Origin of the sequence: Burkholderia sp. 9777_1386, from assembly GCF_015712265.1 — a bacterium.
In the GTDB taxonomy this organism is placed as follows: Bacteria; Pseudomonadota; Gammaproteobacteria; order Burkholderiales; family Burkholderiaceae; genus Burkholderia; species Burkholderia cenocepacia.
In genome coordinates this window covers 58,813-73,550 of sequence record NZ_JACCQB010000017.1, presented here as the reverse complement: position 1 = coordinate 73,550, position 14,738 = coordinate 58,813, and the positions used below count along the sequence as shown (strand labels likewise).

The 14,738-nt window shown below is 70.6% G+C and carries 19 protein-coding genes; 5 read left to right on the top strand and 14 right to left on the bottom strand.

Annotated features, from left to right (window positions below; translation table 11 throughout):
* Positions 1 to 3: 3 nt before the first annotated feature.
* From H0X91_RS15515 to madL, 11 genes are all read right to left on the bottom strand, one after another.
* A complete protein-coding gene (locus H0X91_RS15515) occupies positions 4 to 651 on the bottom strand; it encodes a phosphoribosyltransferase (protein ID WP_058901313.1) in 648 nt (215 codons plus the stop codon).
* Positions 652 to 776: 125 nt separating this feature from the next.
* A complete protein-coding gene (locus H0X91_RS15510) occupies positions 777 to 1,298 on the bottom strand; it encodes a phospholipase D-like domain-containing protein (RefSeq protein ID WP_034200766.1) in 522 nt (173 codons plus the stop codon).
* A gap of 116 nt (positions 1,299 to 1,414) precedes the next feature.
* Positions 1,415 to 2,347, bottom strand: coding sequence for an acyltransferase domain-containing protein (locus tag H0X91_RS15505; RefSeq protein ID WP_196433124.1), 933 nt, complete (start codon positions 2,345 to 2,347; stop codon positions 1,415 to 1,417).
* Positions 2,344 to 3,210, bottom strand: a complete 867-nt coding sequence (gene mdcB, locus H0X91_RS15500) for a triphosphoribosyl-dephospho-CoA synthase MdcB (RefSeq protein WP_062884634.1) — start codon at positions 3,208 to 3,210, stop codon at positions 2,344 to 2,346. Before mdcB ends, H0X91_RS15505 begins: the two co-directional genes overlap by 4 nt.
* A complete protein-coding gene (mdcG, locus tag H0X91_RS15495) occupies positions 3,207 to 3,875 on the bottom strand; it encodes a malonate decarboxylase holo-[acyl-carrier-protein] synthase (protein WP_062910849.1) in 669 nt (222 codons plus the stop codon). Before mdcG ends, mdcB begins: the two co-directional genes overlap by 4 nt.
* On the bottom strand, positions 3,862 to 4,569 hold the full coding sequence (gene mdcE / locus H0X91_RS15490; protein WP_006485321.1) for a biotin-independent malonate decarboxylase subunit gamma: 708 nt from the start codon (positions 4,567 to 4,569) through the stop codon (positions 3,862 to 3,864). The genes mdcG and mdcE overlap by 14 nt, the downstream gene beginning before the upstream one ends.
* Entirely contained in the window at positions 4,556 to 5,488 is a 933-nt protein-coding gene (locus H0X91_RS15485) for a biotin-independent malonate decarboxylase subunit beta (RefSeq protein ID WP_062910850.1), read from the bottom strand. The genes mdcE and H0X91_RS15485 overlap by 14 nt, the downstream gene beginning before the upstream one ends.
* The gene (mdcC, locus tag H0X91_RS15480; protein ID WP_034200771.1) at positions 5,485 to 5,802 is read right to left on the bottom strand and encodes a malonate decarboxylase acyl carrier protein; all 318 of its coding nucleotides are present in this window, start codon (positions 5,800 to 5,802) and stop codon (positions 5,485 to 5,487) included. The genes H0X91_RS15485 and mdcC overlap by 4 nt, the downstream gene beginning before the upstream one ends.
* A 10-nt stretch (positions 5,803 to 5,812) precedes the next feature.
* Positions 5,813 to 7,459: a malonate decarboxylase subunit alpha gene (mdcA, locus tag H0X91_RS15475; RefSeq protein WP_062911442.1), complete on the bottom strand. Its 1,647-nt coding sequence runs from the start codon at positions 7,457 to 7,459 to the stop codon at positions 5,813 to 5,815.
* Positions 7,460 to 7,592: 133 nt separating this feature from the next.
* On the bottom strand, positions 7,593 to 8,360 hold the full coding sequence (madM, locus tag H0X91_RS15470) for a malonate transporter subunit MadM (RefSeq protein ID WP_059721247.1): 768 nt from the start codon (positions 8,358 to 8,360) through the stop codon (positions 7,593 to 7,595).
* 11 nt (positions 8,361 to 8,371) lie between these two features.
* A complete protein-coding gene (gene madL, locus H0X91_RS15465) occupies positions 8,372 to 8,767 on the bottom strand; it encodes a malonate transporter subunit MadL (protein ID WP_006485307.1) in 396 nt (131 codons plus the stop codon).
* Positions 8,768 to 9,095: 328 nt separating this feature from the next.
* Between madL and H0X91_RS15460 the strand changes: the two genes are divergently transcribed.
* A complete protein-coding gene (locus tag H0X91_RS15460; protein WP_006497633.1) occupies positions 9,096 to 9,944 on the top strand; it encodes a LysR substrate-binding domain-containing protein in 849 nt (282 codons plus the stop codon).
* A 161-nt stretch (positions 9,945 to 10,105) separates the two neighbouring features.
* Positions 10,106 to 10,387 carry a DUF4148 domain-containing protein gene (locus H0X91_RS15455; RefSeq protein ID WP_062910851.1) on the top strand — a complete coding sequence of 94 codons (282 nt, stop codon included), beginning with the start codon at positions 10,106 to 10,108 and terminating at the stop codon, positions 10,385 to 10,387.
* Between the two features lie 13 nt (positions 10,388 to 10,400).
* Here the strand turns inward: H0X91_RS15455 and H0X91_RS15450 are convergent, their stop codons facing one another.
* Positions 10,401 to 11,318 carry a 3-hydroxyacyl-CoA dehydrogenase NAD-binding domain-containing protein gene (locus H0X91_RS15450; RefSeq protein ID WP_062910852.1) on the bottom strand — a complete coding sequence of 306 codons (918 nt, stop codon included), beginning with the start codon at positions 11,316 to 11,318 and terminating at the stop codon, positions 10,401 to 10,403.
* 246 nt (positions 11,319 to 11,564) lie between these two features.
* Here H0X91_RS15450 and H0X91_RS15445 point away from each other — a divergent pair, with 246 nt between their 5' ends.
* Positions 11,565 to 12,002: an Hsp20/alpha crystallin family protein gene (locus H0X91_RS15445; RefSeq protein ID WP_006485305.1), complete on the top strand. Its 438-nt coding sequence runs from the start codon at positions 11,565 to 11,567 to the stop codon at positions 12,000 to 12,002.
* Between the two features lie 16 nt (positions 12,003 to 12,018).
* Complete coding sequence (locus H0X91_RS15440; protein WP_006485316.1) at positions 12,019 to 12,429, top strand: Hsp20/alpha crystallin family protein; 411 nt, start codon at positions 12,019 to 12,021, stop codon at positions 12,427 to 12,429.
* Between the two features lie 110 nt (positions 12,430 to 12,539).
* On the opposite strand, the gene H0X91_RS15435 is transcribed toward H0X91_RS15440, so the two are convergent.
* Both H0X91_RS15435 and H0X91_RS15430 read right to left on the bottom strand, forming a co-directional pair.
* Complete coding sequence (locus tag H0X91_RS15435; RefSeq protein ID WP_006485320.1) at positions 12,540 to 12,842, bottom strand: TFIIB-type zinc ribbon-containing protein; 303 nt, start codon at positions 12,840 to 12,842, stop codon at positions 12,540 to 12,542.
* A gap of 90 nt (positions 12,843 to 12,932) precedes the next feature.
* Positions 12,933 to 13,688 (bottom strand): TerC family protein, encoded by a 756-nt coding sequence (locus H0X91_RS15430; protein ID WP_034200775.1) that lies wholly within the window; start codon positions 13,686 to 13,688, stop codon positions 12,933 to 12,935.
* Between the two features lie 110 nt (positions 13,689 to 13,798).
* On the opposite strand from H0X91_RS15430, the gene H0X91_RS15425 reads away from it, so the two are divergent.
* Positions 13,799 to 14,692, top strand: coding sequence for a LysR family transcriptional regulator (locus H0X91_RS15425; protein WP_006497636.1), 894 nt, complete (start codon positions 13,799 to 13,801; stop codon positions 14,690 to 14,692).
* Positions 14,693 to 14,738 lie beyond the last annotated feature (46 nt).

Sequence of the window (14,738 nt, the reverse complement as noted above, 5' to 3'; positions counted from 1 at the left end):
GCGTCAGGGACGGGCCGCGTCGAGCAGCGCGCGCACCTCGTCGTCGCTCGTCTGCTCGAAGCGCGCGTAGAACTGGCTGATCCCGAAGAACCGCAGCGGCTGCGACACCGTGACGAACGCATCGGCCAGCCCGTCGAACGCATGCGCCGCGGCCGCCGGCGCGACCGGCACCGCCGCGACGATGCGCGCCGGGTGGCGCTCGCGCAGCGCCTGCAGCGCAACGCGCATCGATGCGCCGGTCGCGACGCCGTCGTCGACGACGATCGCGATGCGTCCGTCCACCGCCAGCGGCGGCACCGCGCCGCGGTACAGCGCTTCGCGGCGTTGCAGTTCGGCCGTCTCGCGCGCGATCACGTCGGCGAGTTGCGCATCGGATACGTCCATCGCGCGGATCACCGACCGTTGCAGATGCGTCGCGCCGCCCGTCGCGATCGCGCCCATCGCGAGCTCGGGATCGAACGGCACGCCGAGCTTGCGCACGACCAGCACGTCGAGCGGCGCGCGCAGCGCGCATGCGACCGGATACGCGACGGGCACGCCGCCGCGCGGCAACGCGAGCACGACGACATCGCTTCGCCCCGCGTATTCGCGCAACGCATCGGCCAGTTGGCGGCCGGCATCGGCGCGATCGGCAAAACTGCTTTCGGTCACGATCGGCTCCCTGCCGTTGCACCGGACGAGCGAAAGCCGCGTCGGCGCCTGTCAACGAGGATGGTTCATCGGTCGCGCCGATGCAAGCAGGGTCATACCGGCGCACAAGGCGCCGCAGGAAAGGGTCAGAGGCCGCCGGCCTGCCGGTACAGCCGCCAGAACGACTGCGCGTAGGACTGCGCGAGTTCGGGCGCGCGCCGGAACACGTTCACCGTGTCGGCCTGCGCGGCCGCGCCGTCGGACAGCGTCGTCAGCGCGACGCTGTCGTCGACGATCAAGAAGCGCGACGCGGGGCCGCCATGCCGCGAATCGATCGCGACGTCGATACCGGCGGATTTGAGATAACCGGCGCCGCTGTACTTCCCCGCGCGCGGCGGGCGCACCAGCACGACGCGTACCTCGATCCCCCGCGCGCGGGCCGCGCGCAGCGCGCTCGCGACGGCCGGCGGCACCTGCGCATAGCCGGCCAGCAGCACGCGGCGCTGGGCCTGTTCGATCAGATCGACGGTCGCGTCGGCCGCCGCGTTGTCATACGAAAAGTACGTGCCGACCGATGCGGCGTCGGACGGAATCTGGCTGGCGTGGACGCTCGTCGTGCAGCAAAGCGCGGCGAGAAAGAAGGCGGCTGGTCTCATGGCGGGCGCCATTGTAGCGGCGCCAATTCGCGTGACAAGGGGCGGCTGCGACGCTGCTGCGCCGGCGCAACACACCGGGCAAAACAAGGGCGCGGCGACCGGGTTTCACGCCGGTTTCACCCGCTCGATCAGCCCGCTGCGACGCGCGCGAGCCAACTCGTCACGCCGTCGACCGAACGGAAATCCGCGAGGCTGCGCGCCGGCAACGCGGGATACGCGCCGCCCGCCATCTCGGCCAGCGCGCGCCCCGGGCCGAGTTCGAGAAACGCGGTGGCGCCGGCCTCCACGCACGCGGCGAGGCACGCTGCCCACTCGACCGGCTCCGCGATCTGCCGCGCGAGCTTGTCGAGGCCCGTATCGACATCGAGCACCGACGCGCCGTCGATTCCCGAGAACAGCCGCGTGCCGGGCGGCGGCCGGCGCACGCGCGTCGCGGCCAGCGTCGCGCGGAATGCCGGCACGGCGGCGGCCAGCCGGCGCGTGTGCGACGCGATCCGCACGCAGACGGGCGCGACGCGCAGCGCGCCGGCGCGCTGCGCGTCGTCGGCCACGGCATCGACATCGGCATGCCGCCCGGCGACCACGAACGCATCGCCGGGGTTCGCGATCGCGATGGCCGCGTCGCGACCGTCGCACAACTGCGCCAGTTGCACGCGCGTCAGGCCGCGCACGAACACCATCCGCTCGTCGCCGCCGCTCGCGGCATCCATCGCGCGCGCCCGCGCATCGGCCAGGTCGAGCGCGTCGTGCGGCCCGATCATCCCCGCGACGCTCCACGAGCCGACCTCGCCGACGCTGTAGCCGGCGACACAGCGTCGGCGCGGCCACACCGCGTCGAGCAGCGCGGCCGCCGCGAGTGCCTGGACCGTGCAGAGGATCTGCGCGGCACGGTTGTCCCGCAGCGCATCGGGCCCGGCCTGCCGGACCCACATGCGCGGATCGTCGCCGAGCAGCCGGCCCGCATGCGCGAACAGTGCATCGGCCTGCGGCGCCGACCCGGTGAGGTCGAACATGTCGGCGCGCTGCGCGCCTTGGCCCGAGCACAGGATGGCCAGCGTCATCGCGCGTCCCGTTCGGCTTCGAGCGCATCGACGAACACGCTCATCGCGAGCAGGTCGGCCGCCCCGCCCGGGCTCAGCCGGCGCGCCACGAACGCACGATGCGCGGCCGTCGCGCGCAGCCGCCAGTTGCGCGCCCGCACGCCGCCGCACGCGACGAACGCACGGGCAGTCGCGCGGGCGAAATCGAGGCCGTCCTGCCCGCCCCGGTGCAGCAGATTCGTGTCGTCGAGCGCGGCGATCAGCGCGAAACACGCGGCGACCCGCGCGGCTTCCGGATCGTCCGGCAGGTCGCGCCGGGCGCGGCGCAGCGCCGGCAATCCGACCGCGTACACGGTCGGAAAGCCGTCGGCCGCCTCACGACGCGCACCGCCGACACCGTAGCGCCGGCTCGCGCGCTCGCCGTGGCTGTCCGGCAAACGCGGGCCGCCGAGGATCTCGACGCCCCACCGGCGCGACACGAACGCGCCAAGCGTCGTCCCGGCCGGCACCGCGCCCGGCATCGCGCACCGGCCGGCGGCCGCGCACAGCAGCCCGAGCCCGAAGATCGCGCCGCGATGCGTATTGACGCCGCCGGTCGCGGCGAGCATCGCGTGCTCGGCGCGCAGGCCGATCTTGCGCAGTACGGCCATGTCGGCGTCGCGCGCGCCCGCGTCGGCGAGTTCCGCGAAGTACGGCTGCAGCACGGCGGCGCTGCGCGCGAACGTCGCGGCATCCATGTCCGTGTGACTGCCGGTGTCGACGTGGCTGACGAGGCCCGGCTTCGGATAGGTGTCGATCTCGAGCACGAGGCTGCGCTCGGCCAGCGCCGCGATGCGTTCGGCATCGGACGGCGCCGCTACGCGGCAGGCAGCCCGTGCGGTCATCGCGGGCCTCCGGTGAAGGCGTCGGCGCGCATCAATTCGACCGCAATCGCGGTCTTCACCGCGACTTCGGGCAACCGCGCGTGCAGTTCGCGCCAGTTGACGCCCGCGCCGTCGGCGCGCAGCAGTTCGCCGTCGATGCGCATCGGTGCACGCGCGTCGATCGCCGCGAGGCCGTCGAGCAACGGGGCGAGCGATGCGGAATCCGGCAGCGGAAACACGATGTCGAGATCGGACGAGGCGCCGAGGTAAGGCTCGCCCGTCAGCGCCTGCCAGGCGAGGCTACCGAACACGCGACCCTGCACGCCGCAGCGTGCACCGAGCGCCGCGAGCTCGTGCAGCGGCGCATGCCATGCCGCGGGCGCGGCGGCGAGTACGTCCGTCAAGGTCGGCAGCGGGCCGATCGTCGCGAGCGCGTCGGCGGCCGCGTTCAGCACGATGCGCCGCTTGCCCGCCGACGGCGGCAACGGCAGGCCGAGCGGCACGCGGCCGGCATCGGCTTCATCCGGCGACGCGCGACGCACGATCAGCGGCCAGCCGCGTTCGGCCCATGCACGCACGAGCGGATCACCCGCGAGCGCGGGGTCGCGGGCGAATGCCGCGCCCCACCCGGCCGCCGTCAGCGTGACGAGCGTGTGGCGGCGCAGCGGCAGCTCAGCGTGCGGCACGCGCGAGTGCCTCGACGCGGGCGGCGACGTCGGTCGCGACCGGCCGGCCGCGCGCCGCGCGCCGGTCGATGCGCTCGGCCGGCTTGCCGAGCCATTCGCCGACCTGCGCGTCGAGCGCGCGGGACGGATCGAGCACGGCGTCGACGGCGCCCATCTTCACGAGGTTGTCGAGCCCCGGCGCGAATACCGGTGTCGAACGCGCCATCTCCTTCAGCACGTCGATCGGCAGCTTGGTCACGCGCGACATCGACGGCAGGTCCATCACCTCCGGCTCGGCGCCCGGCACCGCGAGCAGCGTGCGCGTCGCGAGCGCGGTCGCGATGAACGCGCCGGCGGCCGTGTGGCCGTACAGCACGCCGATCGTCCGGTGCCCGGCGAGATCCGCATGCATCAGGCACTTCGCGAGATGCGACAGCCCTTCGTTCAGGCCGAGCAGTTCGTCACGCTTGCTCATCCGCTGGCTGTCGCTGTCGACCAGCACGAGGATCGGCGTGTCGCCGCCACGCGCGATCGTGTCGAGCACGCACGACGCGAGCGTCAGCGCCTCGTCGATGCCGAACGGCAGGCGGTCGGCCACGCCGATCACGTCGACGCGCGTGCCGGCCAATGCCGCGTGGCCCGTCAGCAAGCCGCCATTGCGCGCAATCGAATGGCCGGCGGGAAACAGCGAGTTCAGTACTTCATCGAGCGTCATGCTGGGGCTCCTGCAGTTGATCGGCCAGCTTCGCGAATTCATCGTCGGACATTCCGGGAATCGCTTCGGGCCGACCGGCCCCGAGCGCACGCCACACGTCGAGCGCATCGTTGCAGCCGCCGAACCGTTCGACCCGCGCTTCGAGACGCGCCTGTTCCGCGCGCAGCATCGCCGCATCGAACGTCGGCGCGCGGCCGATCAGATCGAGCGCGGCCGCGCGAAACGCGTCCGGCGTATCGGCCACGTAGCGATCGGCGCCGCCGATCAAGCGCCGATGCTTGCCACCCATCGTGCGCCAGATCAGCGCGCGATCCTTCGAGTCGAATTCCTCGACGCCGCGATTGGTCTCGATCACTTCGGGACCCGACACGCTGATGCGCCCCTGCTCCGACACCGCGAGCGCCGAACAGCACGCGGCGAGCAATCCGCCGCCGCCGTAGCAGCCCGCGCGCCCGCCGATCAGCCCGATCACCGGCACGCCGGCGGCCCGCGCGTCGACGAGCGCGCGCATGATCTCGGCGATCGCGAGCTCGCCCGCATTCGCTTCCTGCAGCCGCACGCCGCCCGTATCGAACAGGATCAGCACCGGCTTGCCGACTTCGCGCGCGGCGCGCAGCAACCCGGTGAGTTTCGCGCCGTGCACTTCGCCGAACGCGCCGCCCATGAAACGGCCCTCCTGCGCGGCGACGAACACGGGCCGGCCGTCGAGCCGGCCGTGCCCGACCACCATCCCGTCGTCGAACTGCTGCGGCAGCGCGAACAGCGGCAGGTGCGGGCTCGTCACGCGCTCGGCCGGCCCGAGGAATTCCGTGAAACTGCCTGCGTCGAGCAGCCCGTCGATGCGCTGTCGCGCGGACGCTTCGTACCAGCTCGCCGCGTTCGCGACGAACGCCGGTGCGTCGTGGATCACGTCGCTCATCGTGCGTCCCCCTCGATCGCGCGCACGGCCTGCGCGAGCCGCAGCGACACCATGTCGGGCCGCGCGCCGCCGTCGTTGATCGACAGCTTCAGGCCGCCCGGCGTACGCCGTTCGACGAAATCCGATACGACCGCCTGCCAGACCGCGCCGAAACCGACGGCCGCGGTGCGGATGTCGATCTCGCATTCGTTGCCCGGCAGCACGCGCTCGACGAGCACCTCGAGATTGCCGGACGCGACCACGCCGACGAGCGCCGCGGCCTGCTCGCCCTTCGCGCGTTCGCGCGCGGTGAAGCGATAGTTCAACTGTTCCATGCCCTCTTCCTCACCAGTTGCGGAACCGGGCCGGCGGCGCATAGAGCCCGCCCGACCAGTGCACCAGATCCTTGATCGACCGCGCGGCGAGCCAGCGGCGGTCGGCGTCGAGCGGATCGATGCCGAGATCCTCCGGGCGGCGGATCACGCCGCGCTCGCGCAGCCGCTCGACCATCTTCCGGTCGCGGCCGCGGCCGACGTCGGTATAGCCGGCGACGCCGCGGATCGCGTGCTCGCGTTCGTCCTTGTCGCGGCACATCAGCAGGTTCGCGATCCCTTCCTCGGTGACGATGTGCGTGACGTCGTCGCCATAGACCATGATCGGCGCGAGGTCGAGCTGCAGCTTGTCCGCGAGCTTCAGCGCGTCGAGCTTCTCGACGAACATCGGCACGTTCTTGTCGCCGAACGTCTCGCCGATCTGCACGACCAGCTTGCGGCCGCGCCGCAGCGCCGCCGGCGTGTCGGGGTCGGCTTCCGCGCCGGCCTTCAGCCACGGCTCGCTCGGATGGCGCCGGCCGCGCGCGTCGCTGCCCATGTTCGGCGCGCCGCCGAAGCCGGCGATCCGCTCGGCCGTGACCGTCGACGAGTGGCCGGACAGGTCGATCTGCAGCGTCGAGCCGATGAACATGTCGCACGCATAGAGGCCGGCCGTCTGGCAGAACGCGCGGTTCGAGCGCAGCGACCCGTCGGGGCCCGTGAACCACACGTCGGAGCGCGCGCGGATGTAGTCGTCCATCCCGACCTCGGAACCGAAGCAGTGGATCTGCTCGACCCAGCCCGATTCGATCGCGGGAATCAGCGTCGGATGCGGGTTGAGCGCCCAGTGCGTGCAGACCTTGCCCTTCAGCCCGAGCTTTTCGCCGTAGGTCGGCAGCAGCAGCTCGATCGCGGCCGTGTTGAAGCCGATCCCGTGGTTCAGGCGCCTGATCCCGTACGGCTCGTAGATGCCCTTGATCGCGAGCATCGCGGTGAGGATCTGCGTTTCGGTGATCGCGGCCGGATCGCGCGTGAACAGCGGCTCGACGTAGAACGGCCGGCCGGCCTCGACGACGAAATGCACGCGATCGCCGGGGATGTCGACGCGCGGCACCTTGTCGACGATGCGGTCGACCTGCGCGATCACGATGCCGTCCTTGAAGGCGGTGGCCTCGACGACGGTCGGCGTGTCCTCGGTGTTCGGGCCCGTGTACAGGTTGCCGTCGGCGTCGGCGCTCACGGCCGCGATCAGCGCGACTTGCGGCGTGAGGTCGATGAAGTAGCGGGCGAACAGTTCGAGATAGGTATGCACCGCGCCGAGCGCGATCTTGCCGCCGAACAGCAGCTTCGCGATGCGTTGCGACTGCGGGCCCGAATACGCGAAGTCGAGCCGCTTCGCGATGCCGCGCTCGAACACGTCGAGATGCTCGGGCAGCACGACGCCCGACTGCACCATGTGCAGGTCGTGGATCTTCGCGCTGTCGACGTCGGCGAGCGCCGTCGCGAGCAGGTCGGCCTGCTTCTGGTTGTCGCCTTCGAGGCACACGCGGTCGCCGGGCCGCAGCACCGCTTCGAGCAGCGCGACGGTGTCGCGCGCATCGACCCGCTTGCCTTGCGCGTAAGCCGCGCCGGCCGCGAGGCGTGCATCGCGCGCCTGCCGCGCGTGATTCCATCCCGTCATGAACAGTTCTCCGCTTCGAGGGTTCAGCGGCATTCTAAGCCTGGCGCCGCTGTCGATTGATGAAGTTGCAGAATGCGACTCAGAGGACGCCGCGATGGATGGGCGGCCCGCACGCGGACCGCGTCGCATCGCCCTACCCGCCGACCAGCGCGCGCGTCGTGAAGAACAGCAGCGACGGCCCGAGCAGGCAGCCGATGCCGGTATGGAACGTGGCGACCAGCGCGCCGTACGGGACGAGCCGGCGATCCGTCGCGGCAAGGCCCGCGCTCACGCCGCTGACGGTGCCGGCCAGCCCGCCGAAGATCATCGCGGAGCGCGGCGTCTTCAGGCCCATGAAGTTGGCCGCGACCGGCGTGCCGACCATCACGATGATCGCCTTCACGAGCCCGGTCGCGATGCTGAGCGCGATCACGTCGGAACTCGCGCCGATCGCCGCGCCGGTGACGGGCCCGACGATGTAGGTGACGGCGCCCGCGCCGATCGTCGTCATGCTGACCGCGTCGGTGTAGCCGAATGCGCGCGCGATGCAGGCGCCGACGATGAACGGCAGCACGGTGCCGAGCAGCAGCGACACGACGCCGACGAGCCCGGCCTTGCGCGCCTCGGTCGGCTGCACTTCGAACGCGGTCGCGACGATCGCGAAATCGCGCAGCATCGCGCCGCCCATCAGGCCGATGCCGGCGAACAGCTTGACGTCGGCCAGCCCCTTCTCGCCGCCGGTGAATCCGCCGCCGACGTAGGCGAGCACGAGACCGATGACGATCGCGATCGCCGAGCCGTGCACGCGGCCGAACGTGAGCTTGCGCGACGCGATCGACGACAGCCACATGATCAGGCCGACCAGCGCGAACGACGCGACGAGCCCGTTGTGGGCGACGGTTTTTTCGAGCATCTGCAGCATGGCGGCCTCCGTTATTGTTCTTCGAATTGCGGCACGCCCGCGAAGGCCGTGTCGTCGCGCCCCGTGCGCGCGAGTACCGCGATGCAGCAGGCGCAGATCGCGACCGCGCCGACGGCGGCCAGCAGCGCGACCGGGCCGCCCTTCAGCGCGGCGACGACGTTCTGGTTCGCGGCCATCGCGACGACGACCGGGATGTACATCGCGCCCCAGAAACCGACGCCGGCCTCGGTCTCCTTCGGCAGCCAGCCGCGCCGGTGCAGCCACAAGCGCAGGCAGATCAGCAGCAGCATCGCGATGCCGACGCCGCCGACGTTGGTCTTCACGCCGATCGCGCTGCCGAGCAGGTCGCCGAGGAACAGTCCGGCCAGGTGGCAGAACGCCAGCAGCGCGGTTCCGTAGATGATCATGAGTCGTCTCCAGTCTCTTCGTGACGGGCGCCTGACGCGTGCGGGAGTCAGGCCCGCACGCCGATCCCGGGCGGACTGTCTGTCTCCTGCGGCGGGGCGCCGCGGCCCGGCGGCTCGTCGTGCGAGCACGTTCTCGGGGTCGATGGGATGATGCGGTTTCGGGCCGGACGCCGGATGGCTTAGACTGACCGAAGCAGCCGGCGGCGCGACACGGGCTACGCGCCCGGCGCCCTCGTTCGCGGAGGCCGCACTGGCGCGTGATCCGATACTAGCGCCGCAAAATCCGGCCATTTATGAAGTTGTCGAAACCGATTCAGTGGATTTAGCAATGCGTCCGTTACCGCCCGAGCTGCTGCGCAGTTTCGTCGCCGTCGCCCAGTCCGGCAGCTTCACCGCCGCGTCCGAGCGCGTGAACCTGTCGCAATCGACCGTCAGCCAGCATATCCGCCGCCTCGAGGAGCTGCTCGACCGGCCGCTGTTCGAGCGCGACACGCGCAACGTGCACCTGTCGCAGCACGGCGACGCGCTGTTCCGCTACGCGGTGCGCATCCTCGAACTGATGGACGAGGCCGTCACGTCGGTATGCGGGCCGCCGCTGTCGGGCAAGGTGCGGCTCGCGATGTCGGAGGATTTCGCGTCGGCGCACCTGACGGCCGCGCTCGCGAGCTTCGTGCAGCGCAACCCGGACGTCGAGCTCGCGATCTCGACCGGGCTGTCGGGCGACCTGTTCGACGCGCTCGACGAAGGCCGGCACGATCTCGTGTTCGCGAAACGCATCGCCGGCAGCCGGCGCGGCCGCGTGATCCGCAGCGAACCGCTGTACTGGTGCACCGGCCCCGATTCGCGGATCACCGGCCACGAGGCCGTGCTGCCGCTCGCGATGCATCCGGAGCCGAGCGTGTCGCGCCGCCGCGTGCTCGAATCGCTCGAGGCCGTCGGGCGACCGTACCGGATCGCCGTCGTGAGCAGCAGCATCGCGGTATTGCGGGCGGCCGCGAGCGCGGGGCTCGGCGTCAGCGCGTTCGCCGGCTACGTGATCCCGGCCGGGCTCGCGCGGCTCGAGGCGGGGCTGCCGGAACTCGGCGAACTCGAATACGTGATCGACCGCCCGGCGGCCGCGTCGCGTTCGACGCTCGCGCTCGAAGCCACGCTGATCACCGCGGCGGCCGAGTTGTAGCGCCGCCGCGCGCACCGCACGGGTGCGCCCGCCGCACCTGACAGCTTTGCCCGGAACGCGTCATCGTCCGCGCAGCACCCGCTCGCGACAATGGGCCCCATCGGAACGCACGGTATCGCGCCGCGCGCCACCGGTACCCGTCCCCTTGATCGGAGCCCGCCATGAAGAACGTCCTGCGATTCGCCGTCGCGACTGCTGCAGCCGCGCTGCTGTCCCCCGCCTTTGCCCAGACCGATGCGGCGGCCCCCGCACCGGGCCTGACGCGCGCGGAAGTCATCGACCAGCTCAAGCAGGCCTATCTCGACGGCGAACTGCCGACGAACGACGGCAACTACCCGCCGAACGCCGCGACCCGCGCGCGCAACCGTGAACTCGTGCAGGCCACGAACCCCGGCTGGCTGGCGCAGACGCCGTCCGCTCCGCAATCGACGTCGCAGCAATAGCCGGCGCGCCGGATCAGGGCAGGAAGCTGCGGCGCCGCGCGTCGATCAGTTCGACGAGCAACCGGTCGCGCTCCGCCGCCAGTTCCTGCATCGAGCGCTCGCCCTGGATCGCGCGCAGCTCGTCGTTCAGCTTGCGATCGACTTCCGGATCGAACGAAGGCGCGCCGAGGTCGTCCCACCAGCTCGTGATCGGCCCCGACAGGTGTTCGAGGAAGTGCGCGATCCCGCCCGCGCCGCCGCCGAGGTGATAGGTCAGGCACTGCCCCATCAGCCCCCAGCGCAGGCCGGGGCCCCACGCGACGGCCTTGTCCGCATCGGCGACGCTCACGACGCCTTCGCCGACGAGGTGATACACCTCGCGGAACAGCGCGGCCGCGAGCCGGTTCGCGACGTGGCCCGTCATTTCCTTGTTGAGGACGATGGTCTGCTTGCCGAGCGCATCGTAGAACTGCTTCACGCGCGCGATCACGTCCTGGCCGGTCGCATCGCCGCCGACCAGCTCGACGAGCGGGATCAGATGCGGCGGATTGAACGGATGTGCGATCAGGCAGCGTTCCGGATGCTTCGCGCACGCGGTCTGGATGTCGGACATCTTCAGGCCCGACGAGCTCGACGCGATCGGCACGTGCGCGGGCAGCACGTCGTCCATCTGGCGATAGAGCGCACGCTTCAGGTCGAGTCGCTCGGGGCCGTTCTCCTGCACGAAGTCGACGCCGTCGAGCGCCCGCAGGAGATCGGCGTCGAACGACAGCCGCGCGGCAAGTTCGGCGGCCCGCTCGCCGAGGAACGCGGCCAGCGCGTCGCGCAGCCGCGCGTCGGCTTGCGGCGCCGGGTCGGTCACGACGACGTCGAAACCCTGCGTCAGGTAGAAAGCGGTCCAGCTCGCGCCGATCACGCCGGCGCCGACGATCGCGATACGTCGAATGTCCATGGTTGTCCCGTGTCGTTGGTCTGCAGATATGCCGCAGCGATTGTCGCATCGAATCCCGCTCACCTGCGTCGACGCCGATTGCGGATGCCCTCTTGAAATGCGCGACGGCGGCCACTAATTAAGCGTCGTCGGGCAGTGCCGATTACCACGCACCGCCCCCGTATCGACCCAGTGGAGCCACCCGTCGCGCCCGCCGCAGGCGTCGCGCCGTCACGTCTCCCGCGTTCCCTGTTCAGGAGGACCAACATGAGCGGTATCCATTTCGGCCACGATCTGTTCGACGAATTCGCCCGCGTGCAGCGGCAGATGGCGAGCCTGCTCGGCGAACGCCCGTCCGGCATCCGCGCGGTGCGTCCCGGCGCGTTTCCCGCGCTCAACGTCGGCGCCACCGACGACGCGATCGAGATCGTCGCGTTCGCGCCCGGCATGGCCGCGGCCGACTTCGACGTGTCGATCGACAAGGATCTGCTGACGATCAGCGGCGAACGCAAGCCGGCGCCGCGCGAAGGCGACGACGTGCGCACGTATGCGCAGGAGCGCTTTCACGGCGCGTTCCGCCGTGTGGTCGAACTGCCGCGCGACGCGGACCCCGACCAGGTCAGCGCCCGCTATGAAAACGGCTGCCTGCTGATTCGCGTCGGCCGGCGCGAAGCGGCGAAGCCGCGCGCGATCACCATTCAGTAATCTTCAGGATATCGACATGAACACGAACCCGACCCTGGCCGAACGCCAAACCGACACCGTTCACCCCGCGGCTGCCGAAGCCGCGCGCCGGCCCGCGATCATCCCGTCCGTCGACATCGTCGAGGATCAACGCGGCGTCACGCTGCGCGCCGACCTGCCGGGCGTGCCGCGCGAGAATCTCGACGTGAAGGTGCACGACACGACGCTGACGATCGAAGCCACGACGCACATCGACACACCGGCCGACCTGCGCGTGCGACATGCGGAAGTGCGCGCGACGCGCTATGCGCGATCCTTCGTGCTGAGCGCCGACCTCGACACGTCGCGGATCGACGCGAACCTGCGCGACGGCGTGCTGACGCTGACGATCCCGCGCCGCGAGCAAACGCGTCCGCGCCGCATCGACGTGACGGCCGGCAACGCGTAAGTGCCGATGCGTGTCCTGACGCGACGCGCATGAAAAAGCCCCGTCCGGCGCGCTGCCGGCGGGGCTTTCTTGCATCGGGCCGCGCGCGTTCACGCGCGCGGACGCCCGCTTCAATCGAAATCGAACAGGTCGAACACCGACTTCTTGCGACGCCGGCCGTCATGCCGGTCACGCTCGTCGTACGAGCGACCATCGCGCCCCCAGCCATCGTCACGGCCGCGCTGCGCATGCGTATCGTGTTGTGCGGGCGCGGCGTCGCGACGTACCGGCGCGTCGCCGGTTTCCCGGGCGATCAGCTTGTCGAGTTCGCCGCGATCGAGCCACACGCCGCGGCAGGTCGGACAGTAGTCGATCTCGATCGACTGGCGCTCGGCCATCAGCAGGTCGGGCGTCTTGCAGACAGGACATTTCATCGCGCTTCTCCTTTCCGTGCGAATTTCATTCGGATTCCGTATGATGCGCGCGAACCGGCCGCCGCAGCGGCCGGCGTCACGCGCGCCGGCTCAGTCGCGTGCCGCGCGCGCCGCCCGCTTCGCCTTCGCGCGCCGCGCCAGCATGTTCATGCCCTCGACGAACGCCGAGAACGCCATCGCCGCATAGATGTAGCCCTTCGGCACGTGCGACCCGAACCCTTCGGCGATCAGCGTCATGCCGATCACGACCAGGAACGACAGCGCGAGCATCACGATCGTCGGGTTGCGGTCGATGAAGCGCGCGAGCGGCTGCGCGGCGAACAGCATCACGGTCACGGCGACGATCACGGCGACGAACATGATCGGAACGTGCTCGGTCATGCCGATCGCGGTCACGATGCTGTCGATCGAGAACACGATGTCGAGCATCACGATCTGGCCGATCGCGGCCCACACCGTCAGGCCGGCCGCGCCGGCCGCCCCGCCCGCGGCGTCGCCGTCGTGCGACACGTGGTGATGGATTTCGGTGGTCGCCTTCCACACGAGGAACAGGCCCCCCGACAGCAGGATCATGTCGCGCCACGAGAACGCATGGTCGAACAGCGTGAACACGGGTTCGGTCAGGCTCGCGATCCACGCGACGCTGCCCAGCAGCGCCAGGCGCATCACCAGCGCGAGCCCGATGCCGAGGCGCTGCGTGCGTGCGCGCTGCGCTTCGGGCAGCTTGTTGCTGAGGATCGAGATGAAGATCAGGTTGTCGATCCCGAGCACGACTTCCATCACGACGAGCGTCAGGAGCGCGGCCCAGACGGCGGGGTCGGTGGCAAGCGTCAGCAGGTAGTCCATGGGAGGGCCGATACGAAAGTGGAAAGCCTGATGATATGCCGCCCCACACTTCGAAAAAACCAGAGAAAATCTGATTTCAGGTTCGGTTTTTACGATATATCCCCACTGCGATGCTGAATTTTCGACATCTGTACTATTTCTGGGTCGTCGTGAAGGAAGGCGGCTTCGCACGCGCCGCCGCCCGGCTGGACATGGCCGTGCAGACGATCAGCGCGCAGGTGCGCGAGCTGGAGAAATCGCTCGGGCACCAGTTGTTGCGCCCGGCCGGGCGCGGCGTGGCGATGACCGACGCCGGGCAGGCCGCGTTCGCGCGCGCGGAAGTCATCTTCGAGATGGGCCGGCTGATTCCCGACGACGTGCGCGCGGCAGCCAGCCAGCCGACCGTGCGGCTCGCGGTCGGCCTCGCGGACGGCATCTCCAAGCTCGCCGCGCACGCGCTCCTGGCCCCGGTGCTCGACACGCCGACGCTGCGGCTGCTGTGCCACGAGGGCGAGCACGACGCGCTGCTCGCGGAGCTCGCGCTGCATCATCTGGATCTCGTGCTGGCCGGCCAGGGCGCGCCGTCCGGGTCGAACCTGCGCGTGACGAGCGAGCGGCTCGTGGCGTCGCCAGTCGACTGGTACGGGCCCGCGGCACTCGTCACGCCGGCCGCGCGGCAGCGCTTTCCGCAGTGCCTCGCCGAGCTGCCCGTGCTGCTGCCGACCGCGCATTCCGCGTTGCGCGCGCGCCTCGACGGGTGGTTGGAAAGCGAGCGGATCGTGCCGCGCGTGGCCGGCGAGTTCGAGGACAGCGCGCTGATGGCCGTGTTCGCGGCGCGCGGCCTCGGCGTGTTTGCGCTGAGCGAACTCGGTGCGAACGATGCGTCGCTGCTGCGCGGGCTCAGGCGGCTCGGGCGCGCGGGCGACGTGACCGAGGAGATCCACGCGATCCGCTCCCGGCGCGGCGAACACCATCCGCTGACGGCGCAATTGCTGGCCGCGGCGCGCGGCGCGCCGGCCGGCTGAAGCGAGCGCGACATCAAACGAAACTATAATGTCGCCCCGGCCATAC